Origin of the sequence: Gordonia insulae, from assembly GCF_003855095.1 — a bacterium.
Lineage (GTDB): Bacteria > Actinomycetota > Actinomycetes > Mycobacteriales > Mycobacteriaceae > Gordonia > Gordonia insulae.
The window spans coordinates 2,389,116-2,408,015 of sequence record NZ_CP033972.1 but is presented as its reverse complement, the minus strand read 5'-3'; the positions used below and the strand labels follow the sequence as shown (position 1 = coordinate 2,408,015).

The 18,900-nt window shown below is 68.9% G+C and carries 18 protein-coding genes; 10 read left to right on the top strand and 8 right to left on the bottom strand.

Annotated elements, in window-relative coordinates:
• Positions 1–12 precede the first annotated feature (12 nt).
• Both D7316_RS10895 and D7316_RS10890 read left to right on the top strand, forming a co-directional pair.
• On the top strand, positions 13–630 hold the full coding sequence (locus tag D7316_RS10895; protein WP_124708265.1) for a TetR family transcriptional regulator: 618 nt from the start codon (positions 13–15) through the stop codon (positions 628–630).
• Positions 631–717: 87 nt separating this feature from the next.
• On the top strand, positions 718–1,530 hold the full coding sequence (locus tag D7316_RS10890) for a mycofactocin-coupled SDR family oxidoreductase (protein ID WP_124708264.1): 813 nt from the start codon (positions 718–720) through the stop codon (positions 1,528–1,530).
• Between the two features lie 26 nt (positions 1,531–1,556).
• On the opposite strand, the gene D7316_RS10885 is transcribed toward D7316_RS10890, so the two are convergent.
• Genes D7316_RS10885 through D7316_RS10875 form a run of 3 tightly spaced genes read right to left on the bottom strand, consistent with a single transcriptional unit; the run spans position 1,557 to position 5,408 of the window.
• On the bottom strand, positions 1,557–3,278 hold the full coding sequence (locus D7316_RS10885) for a GMC family oxidoreductase N-terminal domain-containing protein (protein WP_124708263.1): 1,722 nt from the start codon (positions 3,276–3,278) through the stop codon (positions 1,557–1,559).
• Entirely contained in the window at positions 3,275–4,831 is a 1,557-nt protein-coding gene (locus D7316_RS10880) for a flavin-containing monooxygenase (RefSeq protein WP_124708262.1), read from the bottom strand. The genes D7316_RS10885 and D7316_RS10880 overlap by 4 nt, the downstream gene beginning before the upstream one ends.
• Positions 4,824–5,408: a TetR/AcrR family transcriptional regulator gene (locus D7316_RS10875; RefSeq protein WP_124708261.1), complete on the bottom strand. Its 585-nt coding sequence runs from the start codon at positions 5,406–5,408 to the stop codon at positions 4,824–4,826. The genes D7316_RS10880 and D7316_RS10875 overlap by 8 nt, the downstream gene beginning before the upstream one ends.
• Before the next feature lie 135 nt (positions 5,409–5,543).
• Here D7316_RS10875 and D7316_RS10870 point away from each other — a divergent pair, with 135 nt between their 5' ends.
• Positions 5,544–6,533 carry an NHL repeat-containing protein gene (locus D7316_RS10870; RefSeq protein WP_232016865.1) on the top strand — a complete coding sequence of 330 codons (990 nt, stop codon included), beginning with the start codon at positions 5,544–5,546 and terminating at the stop codon, positions 6,531–6,533.
• Between the two features lie 157 nt (positions 6,534–6,690).
• Here D7316_RS10870 and D7316_RS10865 read toward each other — a convergent pair whose 3' ends face one another.
• Positions 6,691–7,341: a TetR/AcrR family transcriptional regulator gene (locus D7316_RS10865; protein WP_124708260.1), complete on the bottom strand. Its 651-nt coding sequence runs from the start codon at positions 7,339–7,341 to the stop codon at positions 6,691–6,693.
• A gap of 149 nt (positions 7,342–7,490) precedes the next feature.
• Here D7316_RS10865 and D7316_RS10860 point away from each other — a divergent pair, with 149 nt between their 5' ends.
• Positions 7,491–8,474 carry an LLM class F420-dependent oxidoreductase gene (locus D7316_RS10860; RefSeq protein ID WP_124711254.1) on the top strand — a complete coding sequence of 328 codons (984 nt, stop codon included), beginning with the start codon at positions 7,491–7,493 and terminating at the stop codon, positions 8,472–8,474.
• 58 nt (positions 8,475–8,532) lie between these two features.
• Here D7316_RS10860 and D7316_RS10855 read toward each other — a convergent pair whose 3' ends face one another.
• Positions 8,533–9,705 (bottom strand): pyridoxal phosphate-dependent aminotransferase, encoded by a 1,173-nt coding sequence (locus tag D7316_RS10855; protein WP_124708259.1) that lies wholly within the window; start codon positions 9,703–9,705, stop codon positions 8,533–8,535.
• A 66-nt stretch (positions 9,706–9,771) separates the two neighbouring features.
• On the opposite strand from D7316_RS10855, the gene D7316_RS10850 reads away from it, so the two are divergent.
• On the top strand, positions 9,772–10,860 hold the full coding sequence (locus D7316_RS10850; protein WP_124708258.1) for an LppU/SCO3897 family protein: 1,089 nt from the start codon (positions 9,772–9,774) through the stop codon (positions 10,858–10,860).
• A gap of 317 nt (positions 10,861–11,177) precedes the next feature.
• On the opposite strand, the gene D7316_RS10845 is transcribed toward D7316_RS10850, so the two are convergent.
• From D7316_RS10845 to D7316_RS10835, 3 genes are all read right to left on the bottom strand, one after another.
• A complete protein-coding gene (locus tag D7316_RS10845) occupies positions 11,178–12,845 on the bottom strand; it encodes a DNA repair helicase XPB (RefSeq protein WP_331852565.1) in 1,668 nt (555 codons plus the stop codon).
• A gap of 91 nt (positions 12,846–12,936) precedes the next feature.
• The gene (locus D7316_RS10840) at positions 12,937–14,133 is read right to left on the bottom strand and encodes an RtcB family protein (protein WP_124708256.1); all 1,197 of its coding nucleotides are present in this window, start codon (positions 14,131–14,133) and stop codon (positions 12,937–12,939) included.
• A gap of 134 nt (positions 14,134–14,267) precedes the next feature.
• A complete protein-coding gene (locus D7316_RS10835; RefSeq protein ID WP_124708255.1) occupies positions 14,268–16,601 on the bottom strand; it encodes a helicase-associated domain-containing protein in 2,334 nt (777 codons plus the stop codon).
• Between the two features lie 78 nt (positions 16,602–16,679).
• On the opposite strand from D7316_RS10835, the gene D7316_RS10830 reads away from it, so the two are divergent.
• Genes D7316_RS10830 through D7316_RS10810 form a run of 5 tightly spaced genes read left to right on the top strand, consistent with a single transcriptional unit; the run spans position 16,680 to position 18,804 of the window.
• Complete coding sequence (locus D7316_RS10830; RefSeq protein ID WP_124708254.1) at positions 16,680–16,865, top strand: hypothetical protein; 186 nt, start codon at positions 16,680–16,682, stop codon at positions 16,863–16,865.
• A gap of 2 nt (positions 16,866–16,867) precedes the next feature.
• Positions 16,868–17,374 (top strand): cyclic pyranopterin monophosphate synthase MoaC, encoded by a 507-nt coding sequence (moaC, locus tag D7316_RS10825; protein WP_124708253.1) that lies wholly within the window; start codon positions 16,868–16,870, stop codon positions 17,372–17,374.
• Positions 17,367–17,864 carry a MogA/MoaB family molybdenum cofactor biosynthesis protein gene (locus tag D7316_RS10820; RefSeq protein WP_124708252.1) on the top strand — a complete coding sequence of 166 codons (498 nt, stop codon included), beginning with the start codon at positions 17,367–17,369 and terminating at the stop codon, positions 17,862–17,864. The genes moaC and D7316_RS10820 overlap by 8 nt, the downstream gene beginning before the upstream one ends.
• Complete coding sequence (locus tag D7316_RS10815) at positions 17,864–18,310, top strand: molybdenum cofactor biosynthesis protein MoaE (RefSeq protein ID WP_124708251.1); 447 nt, start codon at positions 17,864–17,866, stop codon at positions 18,308–18,310. The genes D7316_RS10820 and D7316_RS10815 overlap by 1 nt, the downstream gene beginning before the upstream one ends.
• Entirely contained in the window at positions 18,307–18,804 is a 498-nt protein-coding gene (locus D7316_RS10810) for a DUF6328 family protein (RefSeq protein ID WP_232016864.1), read from the top strand. Before D7316_RS10815 ends, D7316_RS10810 begins: the two co-directional genes overlap by 4 nt.
• Positions 18,805–18,900 lie beyond the last annotated feature (96 nt).

The window sequence follows — 18,900 nt, the reverse complement described above, 5'->3', positions numbered from 1 at the left end:
AGGACGGCGAGCATGGCCACACCGACGACGACCCCGGGCGCAGGCCCGGGGCGTCGGATCGGTCTGCGGGAGAAGAACAAGATGCGTACCCGCAAGGCGATCCGTGACGCGGCGATGCGCTTGTTCGCCGAGCAGGGGTATGCGCAGACGACCGTCGAACAGATCGCACGCGAGGCCGAGGTCTCGCACACGACGTTCTTCCGGTACTTCGCGTCGAAGGAACAGGTGGTCCTCGCCGACGATCTCGAACAAGCGCGGGAGGAGGCATTGGCCGCGATTCCGCCGGGACTCGGGCATTTCGACCTGTTACGCCGACTGGTCACCGACCTGTTCCGGGTCGGGGCGGCGGACGAGTGGGTCGACAACGCCGACCGGATGCGACTCATCCAGGCCGAACCCGCGTTGCGCACCGCCTACCAGATCGAGTCGGATCGGGCGATCTCCGAGCTGACCGACTTCTTTGCCGACTACACCGGCCGATCGTCCGACGATCTGCGGCTGCGTGTGTTCATCGCCGCGGCCGGCGGTGTGATGTTCCACTTCGCCGAGTCCGACGACCTGGACGGGGACGATCTGCTCGCCACCCTGCTCGAGGCCATCGATCTTCTCGAACGGGGCCTCCCGCTCTGACGTCCGGAGCCGGAACGGCTCACCCGAGACCTCGTTCCCGCGAGGGCTCGCCACCCCGAGAAACCGTCATCCGAAAGGAGCCCCATCATGGGACGACTCGACAACAAGGTCGCCTTCATCACCGGTCTGGCCCGCGGCCAAGGCCGGGCGCACGCTGTCCGACTGGCCGCCGAAGGCGCACAGATCATCGGCGTGGACCTCGCGGGCCCGCTGCCCGGCGTCCCGTATGACTCGGCGACCGCGGCCGACGTCGAGGAGACCGGCCGGCTCATCGAGGAGCAGGGCGCCAAGGCCCACCTCGTGCAGTGCGATGTCCGCGACCTCGATGCGCTGAGAGCCGCTGTGGACGAGGGCGTGTCGATCTTCGGTGGTCTCGACGTGGTGGTCGCGAATGCCGGCATCTGCATCCCGGAGACCTGGGACGAGGTGACGCCGACCAGCTTCCGCGACACGATCGACATCAACGTGATCGGTGTGTGGAACACCGTGACCGCGACGGCGCCGCACCTGATCGAGCGCGGCGGCGGATCGATCATCGCGACGAGTTCGCTGGCCGGCAAGAAGCTGCAGCCGTTCATGGTCCACTACACCACCAGCAAACATGCGCTGGTCGGCATGACCCGCGCGTTCGCCGCCGAGCTCGGCAACCACAACATCCGGGTCAACAGCATCCACCCCGGAGCCGTCGCGACCCCGATGGGTTCCGGACAGATGGTCTCCCGGATCGAGCAGACCAATGCGGCCAATCCCCGTCTCGCCGGGATGGGGATGACCTTCCTCAACCAGTTCGTCGCCGAGGCCGACGAGATCGCCAACGTTGTCGCCTTCCTGGCCTCCGACGAATCGAAGTTCATCACCGCCGAGCACATCTCGATCGACGGTGGCGCGCAGTACTTCTGACCGCGCCTCGCGGCAGAAGACGTCGGTCAGGCGCGTCGTCGCACCGGGGTGATCGGCAGCCGCAGCGCACCGGGCGCATCGGCGGGTACCGCGGGGTGTGCCGGTGGGATCGCGTCGACCGGTAGGTAACCGGTGCCCTCCTCGGGACGCTGGTCGACGTCGCCACGGTTGGGCCACATCGCCAGCGCACGTTCGGCTTGCGCCGTGATGGTGAGCGACGGGTTGACGCCGAGATTGGCAGACACCGTCGCGCCGTCGACGACGTGCAGCCCTGGATGGCCGAACACGCGGTGATAGGCGTCGACGACACCGGAGCGTGCATCCGACCCGATCGCGCAGCCGCCGAGGAAGTGTGCGGTCATCGGGATGTTCAGCAGGTCGACGACGGATCCGCCCGCATCGCCGTCGATGCGCTCGGCGACCGACCGAACGGCCCGGTGGCCCTCGGGAATCCAGCGTGGCGGCGGATCGCCGTCGCCGGCGCGACTGGCCAGCCGCGGGCCGATCCGGCCGCGCCGCGCGAAGAGTTCGATCGAGTTGTCGGCGGTCTGCATGACCAGGGCGATGATCGTGCGCTCCGACCAATGGCGCACCGACAGCGACCGCATCGTCGCGGCCGGGTGGGTCAGCATCGCGACCACCGCCTTGATCCAGCGCGGTACGCGGCCCCCGCCGTCCACCAAGACCGCCTGCAGCAGACCGATCAGGTTGCTGCCCTTGCCATATCGGACGGGCTCGATGTGGGTGTGGTCGTTCGGGTGGAACGACGAGGTGATGGCGACACCCTGGGTGTAGTCGACCGTGCGGTCGCGTGCGGTCGCGGCGAGCACCGCCTCCGAGTTCGTCCGGACAACGCGGCCCAATCGGTCGGACAGGCGGGGGAGTGCGCCCGACTGCTGCATCGACAGCAGCAGTTTGTTGGTGCCGTAGGTGCCGGCGGCCAGGACGATCTCGTCGGCGGTGTACATGCGCGTCCGGCGACGTCGTCCGGTGCGATGCACCCCGACGGTGTACCCGCCGCCGGGATCGGGCCGGACCTCGTGCACAGACGTCATCGGGATGATCTGTGCCCCGGCCTGTTCGGCGAGATGCAGGTAGTTCTTCACCAGCGTGTTCTTGGCGCCGACCCGACACCCGGTCATGCAGGCGCCGCAGTCGGTACACCCGGTACGCTCGGGACCGGCCCCGCCGAAGAACGGGTCCGGCACGGACACCCCGGGCTCGCCGAAGAAGACCCCGACCGGGGTGGCCACGAAGGTGTCGCCGACGCCGAACTCCGCGGCGACCTCTCGCATCACGTCGTCCGCCGGGGTGACATGCGGATAGGTGGTGGCGCCGAGCATCCGCTCCGCCTGGTCGTAGTAGGGAGCGAGTTCGTCGGCCCAGTCGGTGATCGATCCCCAGTGCGGATCGTCGAAGAACGCCGACGGTGGGCGGTAGAGCGTGTTGGCGTAGTTGAGGGAGCCGCCGCCGACCCCGGCACCCGCCATCACCAGGACATCACGCAACAGATGCATCCGCTGGACACCGAAGCAGCCCAGCGCCGGAGCCCACAGGTAGTCCCGTAGGCGCCAGCTGGTCGCGGGCAGTTCGTCGTCGGCGAACCGTCGGCCCGCCTCGAGTACACCGACGCGATATCCCTTCTCGGACAGCCGGAGTGCGGCCACCGAGCCGCCGAATCCGGACCCGACGACGATGACGTCGAAATGTGCCTCGGGGTCGCGAACCTTGGCTGTGCGGCCGATCATCGGGCGGCTCCGAGCGCGTCGCCGGCCTCCGCCGACAGCGTCGGGGCCGCAGTGTCGCCGCGTGCGGTCATGGTGTGGTCGGCGTCGTCGAAGTGCGTCATCATCGTGCGATAGGTCCGGGTGAACGTCGGCCACATGACCGAGTTGCGGCCGGACGAGTCCATGTACCAACTCGAGCATCCCCCGGAATTCCATACGGTCCCGGACAATTCGCGATCCATCTCGTCGGCGTAGCGGCGTTGCGCGTCGGCGGTCACCTCGACGGTGAGTTGGCCGCGCTCGTCCAGATGGCGCAGCACGGTCGAGATGTACGCGGCCTGCGGTTCGAGCATCAGGACGATGGAGCTGTGGCCCAGATTCGTGTTGGGGCCGTACATCAGATGCAGATTGGGGAACCCGTGGATCGAGACACCGCGGTACGCATTCGGTGAGCCGGCCCAGGTCTCGGCCAGGGTGCGCCCGCCGCGACCCGTGAGGATCCGGGCGATCGGTGGGGCCGTCGGGGTGAATCCGGTGGCGAAGATGACGGTGTCGACGGGGTGCTCGGTGCCGTCGGCGTCGACGGCACCGCCGGCCGTCAGGCCCGCGATCGCCCCCGTTACGGTGACATTGTCGCGTTGCAGGGCCGGGAACCACTTGTTGGTCAGCAGCATTCGCTTGCATCCGATGGTGTAGTCGGGTGTCAGACGGCGCCGCAGTCGACGGTCGGGCACCTGTACACGCAGCTGTGTCTTGGCCAGCGCGGTGGCGAGTGGCAGGAGCCTCGGCTGCCGCGCCATCATCACCACGTACGCCTCCCGGTACAGGTAGGTCAGCCCGCGGATGATCTTGTGGGTCAACGGAAGCGTCCGGTACACAGAGCGCTCTACCGGCCCGATGGACCGGTCGAGCCGCGGGACCACCCATGCCGGGGTGCGCTGGAACACGGTCAGATGCGCGACCTTGTCGGCGATCTCCGGGACCACCTGGATCGCCGACGCGCCGCTGCCCACGATGGCGACACTGCGGCCGGTGAGGTCCTGGTCGTGCTGCCACCGGGCAGTGTGGAACACGGTGCCGTCGAAGTCGGACGAACCGGGCAGATCCGGGACACCGGGTTCGGACAGTGCGCCGGGTGCCGCGACGAGGTGTCGGGCGCGGACCGTTCCCAGGCCGGTGTCCGCGACCCATTCCCGGGCGTCGTCGTCCCAGGTCGCCCCGGTGAGCGGACAGTCGTAGCGGATCACATCACGGTGTTGGTGCGCAACGGATTCCAGATAGCGACGGATCTCGTGCTGGCGGCCGTAGGTGTGTGACCAGTCGGGATTGTCGGCGAAGGACAGGGAGTACAGCGACGTCGGGACATCGCACGCGGCGCCCGGATAGTCGTTGTCGCGCCAGACGCCACCCGGTCCGGCTGCGCGTTCGATCACGGCGACGTGGAGTCGGGGATGGTCGGTGCGGAGGCGGTGGATGGCCGCGAGACCGCCGAATCCGGTTCCGACCACGAGCACGTCGACCCGATCGGGCAATGATGTGGGGACCTCGGGGGAGGGGGATGAGGAGTCAGACATGGCTTTGCAGTATTTCCTTCCACACGGGGAGCAGCCGACCGACGAAGGCGCGGTCGGATTCCGGAGTTCGCAGGATGCGCGAGACCGCAAGGCCCCGGGCGAGTTCCACGGTGAGTTCGATCTGTGCGGCGTTGTAACGGGCGCCGAAGAGTTCGGCTGAGCCGGCTGCCAACGCGTCGGAGACCTTCTGCTCCAACGGGATCATCGCCTCGCGGAGCCCGCGGTCGGTCCGAGCGGCCACCCAGAGTTCGAGGGCGGCGTCGAACAGCGGACCGCTGAACGCCTCGACGAGGATGTCGAGATCCTCGTCGCCGGTCCGCGGCCGCGACAGCAGTTCGGCGAGACGGCGGTCGACCAGATGGGACACCGCGGCGACGACGAGTGACTCGCGCGTGGGGAAGTGGTGGAGGAGCGCCCCACGCGACACCCCGGCCCGACGGTTGACCTCCTGCGTGGTGGTCCCCGAGTAGCCGAGTTCGACGAGCGCGTCGACCGTCGCGTCGAGCACTTTCGCCTGGGTGGCGGCTGTGCGTTGCGCCTGGGTGCGCGGCGCCGGCGCGGCGGTGTCGTCGGTCATGGGCGAAGAGTAGCCAGAAATCAACAAACAGTCCAGACTGCTTGTTTGTTCGATCGGTGAACCTACCCATGGGCGGGTGCGGTCGGATACCGTCTGACCTGCACAGAAGCACATCGTCGAGGCGGGGAGATCATCGTGGGGATATCGGGCAGCGCAGCGGCGCGGCGTGCCGGGGCGATCGTCGGGGCACTCGGGGCTCTCGTCTCGTCGATTGCGGTGGGGGCCACGGCGACGGCGGATGCGAGACCGGCGTGCCCGGCGGTGTCGGTGACCGTGGCGAAACCCGCGCCGTCGCCGACCGGCTGGGCGGAGAATCTCACCTACGATTCCGTCGGGAGTGCAGCCGACGGGCCGGGTGTGACGGCAGGGAACCTGTGGGTATCGCGCACCTTTGGCAACGTCGTCGAACGCTTCGACGAGTCGGGCAGGCGCACGGCATCGGTGCCGGTCACCGCGCCCGGTGCGGTCCGGCAGGGTCCGGACGGGCTGCTCTACGTCGCGTCCGGCGACACCACCGCCAACATGTTCCCCGGGACGCCGTTGACCGGCCAGGTACTGCGGATGGACCCGACCGCGGCCGTCCCCCGGGCCGAGGTCTTCGCCTCGGGGCTGGGCATGCCGAACGGCATGGCGTTCGATGCGGCCGGCCGACTCTACGTGGCCGACGGCAATCTCGGCGTCGTGCGCATCGATCGCGCTGGCCGGATCGATGAGCCGTGGTCCCGGATGTCGCCGAAGAACCTGGCGCCGTCGGCGACGGTCAACGGGACGAGCACCAATGGCATCGTCGTCGTCGGGAACGATCTGTATGTCACTCTCACCACGAGCCTCACCGGGCGTGTCCTGCGGGTGCCGATCGACGATCCGGCGGCCACCACCGTCGCCGCCGACGTGACCGCGCCCGCGCCCGGCCTGCTCGACGACCTCGCCGCGCTGGACGCCCGCACCCTGGTCGTGGCGCTGACGACCGGGCAGATCGCCACGATCGACCTTCCGACCCGCCGCGTCTGTGTCGCCGGCGTCGGCCAACCGGTGACGGCGATCGTCCAGCGCCCGGGGATGCCGAACCGCCTGCTCGCGGGAACCGAGGGCGGCGCGATCCTGGACGTCACGCTTCGCCGATGATTTGAGTCAGGTGACTCAGCCGTGCTTTACTGTTGTCGACCCCGGGGTCCGGGGGGCCCCGGGGGTGACCAGAACCAGCGTTTTTCTCGCGTGTGGAAACCGTCTCGCAGGATTTGTCGCAGTCGACTGACTCACCCGAGTGGGCGTGCGGTCTCCGTCACCGAGCGCTGACCGGAGCCAACCACACCCCGACAAGCGCATCGACGAGGATGTCGCGGATGTCGGACCACGAGTGTGCCGCATTCCCGGCGGACGGGTCCGCGTCGGCCAGCGAGCGTTCGAAGTCGGCGAGGGTGTGCAGGATCATGTTGCGTGCCATGGAGTCTCGGCACGCCAGCACCTCGTCCGGCAGTGCCGGAAGTGATCCGTAGAGGCCGGCCAGGACCGACATCAACGCCTCGGATACGGTCGCCTGCTGATAGAGCATGACCTGAAACTTCGGATCGGTCGTCACGTGTGCGCAGAACCGTGCGAAATACGTTGGTGTTCCGAGGGATTCGAAGTAGTCGGTCTGCGGCTGGACGAGACAGGTGATCCAGTCACGGATCTCGACCACCGGGCCGAGGGCATCGAGCATCTGCCTGCGGAGCGGTTCGATATGGGTGTTGTGGTGTTCGAGGATGGCCAGCAGGAGCTCGTTCTTGCCGCCGAAGTGGTAGCCGACCGCGAAGTTGTTGCCCTGATCGGCGGCCTCGCAGATCTGTCGGTTGGAGACCGCGGCGACACCCTGCTCGGCGAACAGACGTTCCGCCGTGGACAGGATTCGTGCGCGCGTGGTCTCGACCTGCGCGTTCCGAGCCCTCGCCATCGTCGCCGCACTCCCCACCTGCCGCCGGCACAACACCGGCCGGGCTGGAGATCAGTGTAGGACATCCGCCGGAGCGGACCCCGGCTCGTGAGTGGACGAGATGGATGAGTCGGGGGGTGCGCGCCGGCGCGTTGGGTAGCGTGGTGCGTATGCGCTTCGGACTCTTCATTCCCCAGGGTTGGCGGCTCGACCTCACCGGCATCGCGCCGGCCGAGCAATGGTCGGTGATGTCGTCGCTCGCGACGTCGGCCGAGGAGAGCGGCTGGGATTCGATCTGGGTCTATGACCACTTCCACACCGTGCCGATGCCGACCGACGAGGCGACCCACGAGGCCTGGTCGCTGGTGTCGGCATTCGCCGCCACGACCTCTCGGGTCGACATCGGTCAGATGTGCACGGCGATGAGCTATCGCAATCCGATGTACCTGGCCAAGGTGGCGGCCACGGCCGACCTGATCTCGGGCGGGCGTGTGCAGATGGGCATCGGTGCCGGATGGTACGAACAGGAGTGGCGCGCCTACGGCTACGGCTTCCCGTCGGCAGGTGAGCGACTCGCCCGCCTCGACGAGGGCGTGCAGATCATGAAGCAGGCGTGGGAAGGTGGTCGCGCCACCTTCGCCGGTAAGCACTACCAGGTCGACGACGCGATCTGTGCGCCGCAACCGGTCGCCGGCCGCCTGCCGTTGTGGATCGCCGGTGGCGGCGAGCGCAAGACGTTGCGGATCGCCGCCCGCTACGCCGACTACACCAATTTCGACGGGACGCCCGATGGCTTCGCGCACAAATCGTCGGTGCTGCAACAACACTGCGCCGACCTCGGACGCGACTACGACTCCATCGTGCGGTCGGCCAACTACAACGTCGTCCTCGCCGAGACCACCGACGAGGTGGAACAACGGCTCGCCGCGCTCGAGGAGCGTCTCGCGAGGCACGTGCCCGCCGAGGCGGCCAAGGCCAGTCTCGGTGCGTTCCGCGGCATGCCGGCTGTCGGCACGCCATCGCAGGTGATCGACAATCTCACCGCCCTCGCCGATCTCGGGATGTCCTACGGGATCTTCTACTTCCCCGACATCGCTCACGACAGCAGCTCGCTGGACCTGTTCGTGAACGAGGTCATGCCCGCCCTGCGCTGAGGCCTGTTGCCGCGCCGCCACTGCGGCACCCGGCCCCGTGGTTGCCCCGTGGTCGTGGTCAGAGTAGCCGAAGACGTTGCGCCGCTTCGGTGATCACGTCGTCGCGCTTGCTGAACGCGAACCGCACCATGTGCCGCCAGGGCTCGACATCGTCGACGAACGCACTGACCGGCACCGCTGCCACCCCGATCCGCTCGGGCAGCGTCCGGCAGAAGGTCTCCCCGTCGTCGAAACCGAGTGGTCGTGGGTCGGCGCAGACGAAATAGGTTGCCTCACTGCGATGGACACCGAACCCGGCCTCGCGCAATGCGGTGGACAGCAGGTCGCGTTTGGAGGCCAGGTCCGCCGCCGACGTGTGCACCCAATCCATCTCCTCGTCGAGTGCACCGGCGACCGCCGGCTGGAACGGCCCCGACCCCACATACGACATGAACTGCTTCGCGGAACGGGCGGCGCCGACGAGGTCGGTCGGGCCGCTCACCCAGCCGACCTTCCAGCCGGTGCAGTTGAAAGTCTTCGCGGCACTCGAGATTCGGAGCGTGCGCTCGCGCATGCCCGGGAAACAGGCGAGGGGGGTGTGCACCCGGCCGTCGAAGAGGAGATGCTCGTAGACCTCGTCGGTCACCGCGATCACATCGTGCTCGATGCAGAGGCGGGCGATCTCGGCGAGGTCGTCGTCGGAGAGGACGGTGCCGGTGGGATTGTGCGGCGAATTCACCAGTATCACCGCCGTTGCCGGGCCGAATGCCTCCGCTAACCGTGCGCGGTCCAGGCGGAACCCGTCGCCGTCCGCGACGAGCGGTACCGTGCGGCGGACTCCGCCGGCCATCGCGACGGTGGCGGCGTAGGAGTCGTAGTACGGCTCGATCATCACCACCTCACGGCCCGGCTCGACCAGCCCCACGATGGAACCGGCGATCGCCTCGGTCGCACCGACGGTGATCAGGATCTCGGTGTCCGGGTCGTAGTCGAGCTCATAGTGGCGGCGCTGGTGTCGGGCGACGGCGTGACGCAACTGCGGGATTCCCGCACCGGGCGGGTATTGATTGTGGCCCTCGGCGATCGCGCGTTGCGCCGCCGTGAGCATCGATGCGGGGCCGTCGGTGTCGGGAAACCCCTGGCCGAGATTGACCGCCGAATGTTCGACGGCCAGGGCGGACATCTCGGCGAAGATCGTCGTGCCGAACGGGCGGAGGCGGGATACGGTGCGCACGGGTCCAGGCTGACACATCGGGTGTCATTCGGGCAGGCGGCATCACGCCCCCGATGGCCGCTGCCGACGGTACGATCTGCGTCTATGACGACGCCGCCGGTTCCACCGCATCCGGATTCTCCGCAGGGGGGCAACGGCCCGGACCCCTCCCAGCCACCCCACTCGTCGAGTGATGGCCCCGCGCCCGAGGGGGCGCCACAGCCTCCGGGCGGGCAGGAGTATCCGGGTGCGCAGCAATACCCCGGTGCTCAGCAGTATCCCGGGGCTCAGCCGTATCCGGGTGCGCAGCAGTACCCCGGTGCTCAGCAGTACCCCGGAGCCCAGCCGTATCCCGATGCGCAGCAACAACCCGGGGCCCAGCCGTTTCCGGGTGCGCAGCAGTATCCCGGTGCTCAGCAGTACCCAGGTGCTCAGCCATATCCCGGTGCGCAGCAGTACCCCGGGGCTCAGCCGGGCGGTCAGCAGTATCCCGGGGCTCAGCCGTATCCCGGTGCCCAGCAGTACCCCGGTGCCCAGCAGTACCCCGGTGCTCAGCCGGGTGGACAGCAGTACCCGGGTGCCCAGCCGTATCCGGGGGCCGGTCAGTACCCCGCCGGGCAGTATCCCGGCCAGCCGGCGGGCAAGAAGTCGAACAAGAAACTCTGGTGGATCATCGGCGTGGTTGTGGTCCTGGTGATCGCCATCATCGGCGTGTTCGCGTTCATCACCCGTGACGCGGTGACCGACACCGACGACGTCGCGGTCGGCGACTGCGTCTCGATCACCGGTAACCAGACCGACGACAACATCAGCGCGACCAAGACGGATTGCTCGTCCAGCAGCAAGTTCACCTTCTTCGTCGCCCAGAAGCTCACCTCCGGCGGCCAGTGCCCATCCGACGACTACTCCCGGCTCTACTGGACCAAGGGCGGCGAGCAGACCGGCGAGCAGCTGTGCCTCGTCCCCAACCTGGTGCAGGGCGAGTGCTATCAGATCCCGATGGGGGGTCTGCCCACCGCCAGCCTGTCGGACTACAAGAAGGTCGAGTGCGGCGCCACCAAGGCGACCGGCACCGAGGTCGTGCGGGTGGATCAGCGCACCGACGGCCGGCCGTCGTGCAGCAGCGAGCAGTTGTCGGTGTACTTCGCGCTGCCCAAGCCGACCGGCTTCTGCCTGGCCGAACCGACGTCGTGACGGCGCCGACCCCATGCCCGCGGAACCGCGGGCACGGGGTCGGCTCGATTGCGGGTGGCGTCAGCTGGTCTGGGCCCAGACCCATTCCCAGCGCTTGGTCGCCGGATCGAACCTGCGCCGACGGCGGTAGGTGGGACTGCCCGGTGACGTGATCGGAGCGGCAACACTCGCGTTCCTGCGTGGATTCATCGCGATCGCTTTCTCGTTGAGTTCTCTGTCATCCCCGACAACTCAACTGTTCTCGCCGACGCTTGCGGTGACCTCACGGTCACCTGCCAATTTCCTGTCGGCGGAATCCCCCTCCGTGCCGCGCAGGATCAGCTCGGTGACTCCTCGCCGATCGTCGGCCCCAGCAGGTCGTCGGCGTCGGTGATCCGATAGGCGTAACCCTGTTCGGCGAGGAATCGCTGGCGATGCGCGGCATAGTCCGCATCCAAGGTGTCGCGAGAGACCACCGAGTAGAAATGCGCTTGTCCGCCATCACGTTTCGGACGCAGTAGCCGACCCAGTCGCTGGGCCTCCTCCTGCCGCGAACCGAAGGTGCCCGAGACCTGCACCGCGACCGACGCCTCGGGCAGGTCGATGGAGAAGTTGGCCACCTTGGAGACCACCAGGGTCTGCAGTTCGCCGGACCGGAAACGATCGAACAGGGCCTCGCGTTCCTTGTTCTTCGTGGACCCTTGGATCACCGGGGCGTCGAGCGCGGCGCCGAGCTCCTCGAGCTGGTCGATGTAGGCGCCGATCACCAGGGTGGGAGAGTCCTGGTGGCGCGCCAGGATCGACTTCACCACGTTGACCTTGGTGTGGGCCGTCGAGCACAACTTGTACTTCGCGTCGGCCTCGGCGACGGCGTATTGCAACCGTTCCTCGTCGGTGAGGGTCACCCGGACCTCGATGCACTCGGCGGGCGCGATCCAGCCCTGTGCCTCGATGTCCTTCCACGGCGCGTCGTAGCGTTTGGGTCCGATAAGGCTGAACACATCGCCCTCGCGGCCGTCTTCGCGGACCAGGGTGGCGGTCAGACCGAGCCGACGACGGGACTGCAGGTCGGCGGTCATCCGGAACACCGGCGCGGGCAACAGGTGCACCTCGTCGTAGATGATCAGTCCCCAGTCGCGGGAGTCGAAGAGGTCGAGATTGCGGTACTCGCCCTTGGATTTGCGGGTCATCACCTGATAGGTCGCGATGGTGACCGGACGGATCTCCTTGCGTTCGCCGGAGTACTCGCCGATCTCGTCCTCGGTCAACGACGTGCGGGCCACCAGCTCGCGCTTCCACTGGCGTCCGGCGACCGTGTTGGTGACCAGGATCAGGGTGGTCGCGCGCGCCTTGGCCATCGCGGCCGCGCCGACCATGGTCTTGCCGGCACCACACGGCAACACCACCACACCCGAGCCGCCGGCCCAGAACGAGTCGGCGGCCAGCGCCTGGTAGTCACGTAGGTGCCAATCGCCCTGGTCCAGATCGATCGGGTGGGCTTCGCCGTCGACGTAGCCGGCCAGGTCCTCGGCCGGCCAGCCGACCTTGAGCAGGACCTGCTTGAGTCGACCGCGTTCGGACGCGTGCACCACCACGGTGTCGTCGTCGAGGCGGGCGCCGAGCATCGGCGCGACCTTCTTGTTCCGCAGGATCTCCTCGAGCACCGCGCGGTCGAAACTGACCAGGGTCAGGCCGTGTGCCGGGTGCTTGACCAGCTGCAACCGCCCGAACCGGCCCATGGTGTCGACGACGTCCATGAGCAAGGGCTGCGGCACGGCATAGCGGGAGTAGGTGACGAGCGCATCGACGACCTGTTCGGCGTCATGCCCCGCAGCACGCGCGTTCCACAACGCGAGCGGCGTCACACGATAGGTGTGCACATGCTCGGGAGCGCGTTCGAGTTCGGCGAACGGTGCGATCGCCGCACGTGCGGCGGGCGCGTCGGGGTGGTCGACCTCGAGCAGCAGCGTCTTGTCGGATTGCACGATCAGGGGTCCGTCGGTCACCCGCTCCATTGTCCAGATGCGCGCCACCTGCGTCGAGCCGGTGGTCGAGGAGCCCGGCGGCGCCGCGTCCGGGACGCCGCCGGGCCCACCCTCAACCCTTCACGCAGACCACCTGCCGCAGGTGGGCGACCACCTCCACCAGGTCGGTCTGGGCCTCGATCACGGCATCGATGTCCTTGTAGGCCGCCGGGATCTCGTCGACCACGCCGGCATCCTTGCGCGACTCGACGCCCACGGTCTGCTCGACGAGGTCCTCGGCGGTGAACATCCTGCGTGCCCGGGACCGGCTCATCCGTCTGCCGGCGCCGTGCGACGCCGAGTAGAACGACTCCGCCGACCCGAGCCCGCGGACCACATACGAGCCGGTACCCATCGAGCCCGGGATCAGGCCGAGCTCGCCGTCGCCCGCGCGGATCGCGCCCTTACGGGTCACCAGCAACTCGAGGCCGTCGATGTGCTCGGTGGCCACGTAGTTGTGGTGACAGCTGATCGGGTCGTCGAATCGCACAACGCGGTCGGCGAAGGTCTCCCGCACCGCGGCGCACACCAGCGCGAGCATGACCCGACGGTTACGCGCGGCGTACTCCTGCGCCCAGTCGAGATCGTGACGGTAGGCGTCCATCTCCGGGGTGCCGGACAGGAACACCGCCAGATCCCGATCGGGCAGATCGGCGTTGTGCGGCAGTGACGCGGCGACGGACATGTGCCGGTCGGCGAGCTCCTTGCCGATGTTGCGGGATCCGGAGTGCAGCATGATCCACATGGCGCCGTCGTCGTCGAGGCAGATCTCGATGAAGTGGTTGCCGCCGCCCAGGGTGCCGAGCTGCTTGTGTGCACGCGTATCCAACTGGCGGACACCGCGATGCAGGCCACCGAAGCGGGCCCAGAAGTCGCCCCATCCGCCGCCGACCTGCATCGGCCGCAGGTTCACCGGGCGCTTGTGCGCGGCGAACCCGACCGGCACCGCCGCCTCGATCGCGGACCGCAGGCCCGACAGGTCATCGGGCAGGTCGGCGGCAACGAGATCGGTGCGGACGGCGGCCATACCGCAGCCGATGTCCACGCCGACCGCGGCCGGGCAGACCGCGTCGCGCATCGCGATCACCGATCCGACCGTCGCGCCCTTGCCCACGTGGACATCCGGCATCACGCGGACCCCGTGCACCCACGGCAGCGTCGAGACACGCCGCAGTTGATCGCGGGCCTCGTGCTCGATCGACTCCTCGTCGGCCCACAGCAGGGTCGAGGCGGAAGCGCCCGAAAGGGGAACGGGGAAGCGGGTGTTCATGATCTTTCCTTGTTCGGTGTGCGGCCCGTCGGTCGACGGCCCCGGTAACCGTACGGCCCCGCGGCGGGTATTGGCGAACGAATTATCCTGGGCCGTCGGTGATCTCGACACGACGACCGGCATGCCGTGTGCCGTCAGGTCTCCAACAGTTCGACACTGGTGATCCGATGCAACGAGAAGTGTTGTTCCTCTTCGGTTCCCGAGTCGACGGCGATCAGTTGACCGGCGCCGAGGGTGCGGGGTGAGACGACGTGTCGGCTGGCGGATCCGTGGGCGTCGACATAGTCCACCCGCAGCCGACGGTTCACCCGCAGCGCCAGTTGGATCAGGGCGGTCGCCGACTCGCCGCCGCCGGATGCGCGGACCGGGGACGCGGACTGTGCGGGGGAGGCCGGGCGTGCGGAGGCGGCCCGGTCCTGGGAACGCAGCCGGGCGATCACGGTACGGAGCTGGTCGGATGACGGTGCGGGCCGGCGTGGCTGTGCATGACGACGCGCACGCGCGACGGTGACCCGGCTCCCGCGTTCCCGCAGATCGACCAGGGTGCCCGACGAATCCTCGCCCGCCGGTGCGAAACCGGCGGCGCGCAGCCGATCGATGACGTCGCGGACGTCGGCCTGCGACACCGCGACGGTCGGTGCGAGCGCGCGTAGTGCCAGGCTCTCGGCGGCCTCGCTGCGCAGCACGGCGGCCAGGGTGGTGGCGTCCTCGCACCGGACGAACGCGGCGGCGACGCCCACCCGCAACTGCCCGTGCTTGCGGGCGACGTCCTCGATCAGATACGTGAGCGACTGGGGGACCGGCGTCCGGGAGTGCGCGGTGAACATGGTGAGCAGCTCGCTGCTGCTGCGGCCGGCGTCCAGGGCGCGGCGCACGCTGTTCTCCGACACCCGGTACACCGATGCCGCACCGCCGGATTCGAGGTCGGCGACGAGTTCCACCTGTTCGGCGAGCTCCGGGGTCATCGGCCCCGGGACGGTGAGGGTCAGGTCCGCCTGGGTGAGGAAATGATCGACCGGCTCGGGTAGTGCCTTGCGCATCGCGGCGAGAACCGCCGCGTCGGACTCGTCGTCGGTCCGGTCGAGGACCGCGCGTCCCACGGTGGTCAGCGCGCCGTGCGCGACCACGCCGAGTTCCCTTGCCTCCCTGAGTGTCTCGTCGACAACATGTCGGGAGTAGCGACGGATCTGCCGAGGACGGTGCCAGTGCAGGGCGGCGACGAGAGCATCGGTCGCCACCGGTGCCGCCCGGGTGCCCCCGGCGAGGGTCTCGAGGATTGCGTGACGCTGTACGGGTGCGTAGGCGTCGTGCAGCTCGCCGGACAGCGCCGCCAATGCGTTGCCGTCACGATCGGGTTCGCCGACCTGCCATGCTCGGCGTGGCATCTCCAGCCACGCCCCGAGCAACGCGAGCCACTGTCGGTCCGGGGACTGGTGCAACCAGGTGTCGGCGGCGGTGGTCGGCGCGAACGCCTGCTCGCCGGTGTCCGATGCGGGTGGTGGATCCGGGAACCCGGCGTCGATCAGACGCAGATAGGCGAGCAGTTCGGCGATGAAGGCGATGCGCTGCTGGTCGAGTCCGGTGACCTTCGCCAGTCGGCGCAGCTCGCGCACCCCGAGCGCACCCGAGCGCAGTACGGCGGCCGGTGTCGCCCCGAGGACCCGGATCAGTGTGGTGGCGTGCCGGATCAGCTCGAGCGCCTCGCCGCCGGCGGCGGCGTCGATCGACGATGCGCTGAACCGGCTCCGGGCGTCATCGTGCAGCTGCGGCGCGCCGAGATCGTCGGTGCGCAGCGGCGGCTCACCACGCAGCAGCTGACCGACCGTCGGCGGCAGTTCCACGGTCTGGTCGTCGATGCGGGCGAGCAGGCCGGCGGCGATCAGCCGGGCGACCGGCTGGGTGGGGTCGGCGTCGGGTGCGGCGTCGCGGCTGCGGCCGAGCGCGGGACCGCGGGACAGGGTTTCGAGGAGGCCGCGCTCACGGTCGTCGAGGGCGTCCAGGGTGGCGCGCAGCTCGTCGGCACTCCGGTCGGCGATCGGTCCGGTGAGGTGGTGTGCCCGCCACGGCAGTGCCCCCGGGGCGTGCGCCCCGGATCGGAGCGCATCGTCGGGACCCCAGAGCAGGGCGCGGTCGCGCAGCAGGTGCACCCGGTCCACGATGTCGCTCTTCACCGCACGGCCGGACAGCTTCTCGACGATCGCGGTGACGCTCGTCAGCGCGGGGATGCGGCCCGACGGCTCGGTGCCCAACGCGATGGCCTGCTCCAGAACGGCCACCGCCGGGAGGTCGAGATCCTCTCCGGCCAGCGCGGATGACGCCGCCGACAGGGCGCGCGAGGCCAGGACCCCGGTCCCGGCCGGCGGGGGCGAGGCGAGATCCGGGCGCGCGGTGAGCAGCTCCACCAGCTCGTCGTCGGTGCGCAGCGCCAGGTCGTCGGCCAGGCTGCCGCCCTGGTCATCTGCAGTCATTCGGTCGATTCTACTGAGCGGCACGACCGGAGTGGTTTCCCCGGCACGGCCGTCGAGGCCACATGGCACAATGAGCGCGTGGCTGAGAAGAAGAAGTACGTGGACAACGGCTGGCCCAAGACCGATGACGGCGATCACGCGCACGCGGTCTCGGAGTTCGCCGCCGGACTGTCCGGTGCACTGTCGCCGTTCGGCGACACCGAGTTCCCGTTGCCGCTCGACGACCTGCCGTTCCTGCAGTCGAAGACGGTCATCAACCGCTGACGCTGCCGGTGTCCGGTACCGAGGCGAACGGGCCGACCGAGACGGGGTTGAGTCATATCGACTCGACCGGCGCGGCTCGGATGGTCGACGTCGGCGGCAAGACCCGCACCGATCGTCGCGCGGTGGCCGGCGGTACCTTCCGGACAACCGCTGAGGTGATCGGCCTGCTCAGCGACGGCCGTCTACCCAAGGGTGATGTGCTGGCCACCGCCCGCATCGCGGGCATCATGGCCGCCAAACGAACCGACGAGCTGATCCCGCTGTGCCATCAGCTCGCCCTGTCGTCGGTCGAGATCGACTTCGCCGTCGCCGACGATCACATCGACGTCACCGCGACTGTGGCGACCAGCGGACAGACCGGCGTGGAGATGGAAGCGCTGACCGCGGTCGCCGTCACCGGCCTGACCCTGCACGACATGGTCAAGGCGGTCGATCGCCGCGCCTCGATGGGGGACATCCGACTACTCGAGAAAACCGGCGGCAAGTCGGGGACGTGGCGGCGTGACTGACCCGTCGACCCCCGACCGACCGAGGGTCGCCCGTGTCGTCGTGGCGTCCACCCGGGCCAGCCGCGGTGAGTACACCGACCGCACGGGGCCCATCATCAGTGACTGGCTGACCGGGCGGGGCTTCGTCGTGGAGGAGCTGATCGTCGTCTCCGATGGCACACCCGTCGGGGACGCGGTGCGGGCAGGCATCTACGCCGAGGCCGATCTGGTCGTCACCACCGGCGGCACGGGACTCTCGCCGACGGACCGAACACCCGAGGAGACCCGGGACCTGCTCGACGTCGAGATCCCCGGCCTCGCCGACGCAATCCGTTCGGCCGGCCTCCCGAAGGTGCCGACGGCGATCCTGTCGCGGGGTGTGGCCGGCGTGGCGGCGTCGACCCTGGTGATCAACCTGCCGGGCTCGACCGGCGGCGTACGCGACGGGCTGTCGGTGCTCGACGGCGTCCTCGACCACGCACTCGACCAGATCCGCGGAGGTGACCACTGATGCCCGACCGTGTCGCGCGGGTGGTTCGAACATCGTTGTCCGAGTCGGCGATCGACCTGGCCGACCACGAAGCGTCGGTCGTGGACGCCGCCGGCGGCAGCGCCGGGGCGGTGGTCGGCTTCGTCGGCGCGGTCCGCAACCACGATGGCGGACGCGACGTCACCCGGCTGGTCTACTCGGCCCACCCCACCGCGCCGACCGTGCTGGCCGAGGTCGTGGAGACGATAGCCGCCGAGGCCACCGGCGTACGGGCGGTGGCGGTCTCGCACCGCGTCGGTGATCTGGCCATCGGTGACGTGGCGTTCGTGGTGGCCGTCGCCGCCGATCATCGACGGGCCGCCTTCGAGACCTGCGCGCGACTCGTCGACGAGGTCAAGGCGCAATTACCGGTGTGGAAACATCAGTTCTTCGGCGACGGCACCGATGAATGGGTGGGTTCGGCGTGAGCGGGCCGCCCGGGGACAGCGCGGAGCCGGAACGGCACGAGACCCGGGCCGAGCGCCTGGATCGGAACTGGGCCAGCCTCCTGCAGGAACTGCGGGTGGTCCAGACCGGCGGGCAGATCCTCACCGGTCTGATGCTGACCATCCCGTTCCAGGAGGGCTTCGAGGAGCTCACCCCGCGTCAGCAGCACATCTTCGTGATCAGCCTGGTGTTCGCCGTGCTGTCCACCATCACGCTGATCTCCCCGGTGGCGCTGCATCGGATGCTGTTCCGACGTCACGCCGTCGACCGGCTGGTGAATCGGGCTCACCTGCTCACGCTGATCGGCATCGGGCTGCTCGGCGTCGCATTGACCGGGGTCGTCACCGTGATCTTCGACATCGTGTTCGGCGGCTGGGCAGCCATCGCGGCCGCCGTCGCCGCGCTGATCGTGTTCCTGGTCATGTGGGTGGCGTTGCCACTGCGCGAACGCCACGTGCTCACCCGCCGCGACTGAACGTCACGGGTGAACGTCCCGGGAGGCCGTCCCGGGAGGACGTCGCGGGACCGTTCGGAGAATGGAAAAGGGCCCCGCACGGATTGACATCGTGCG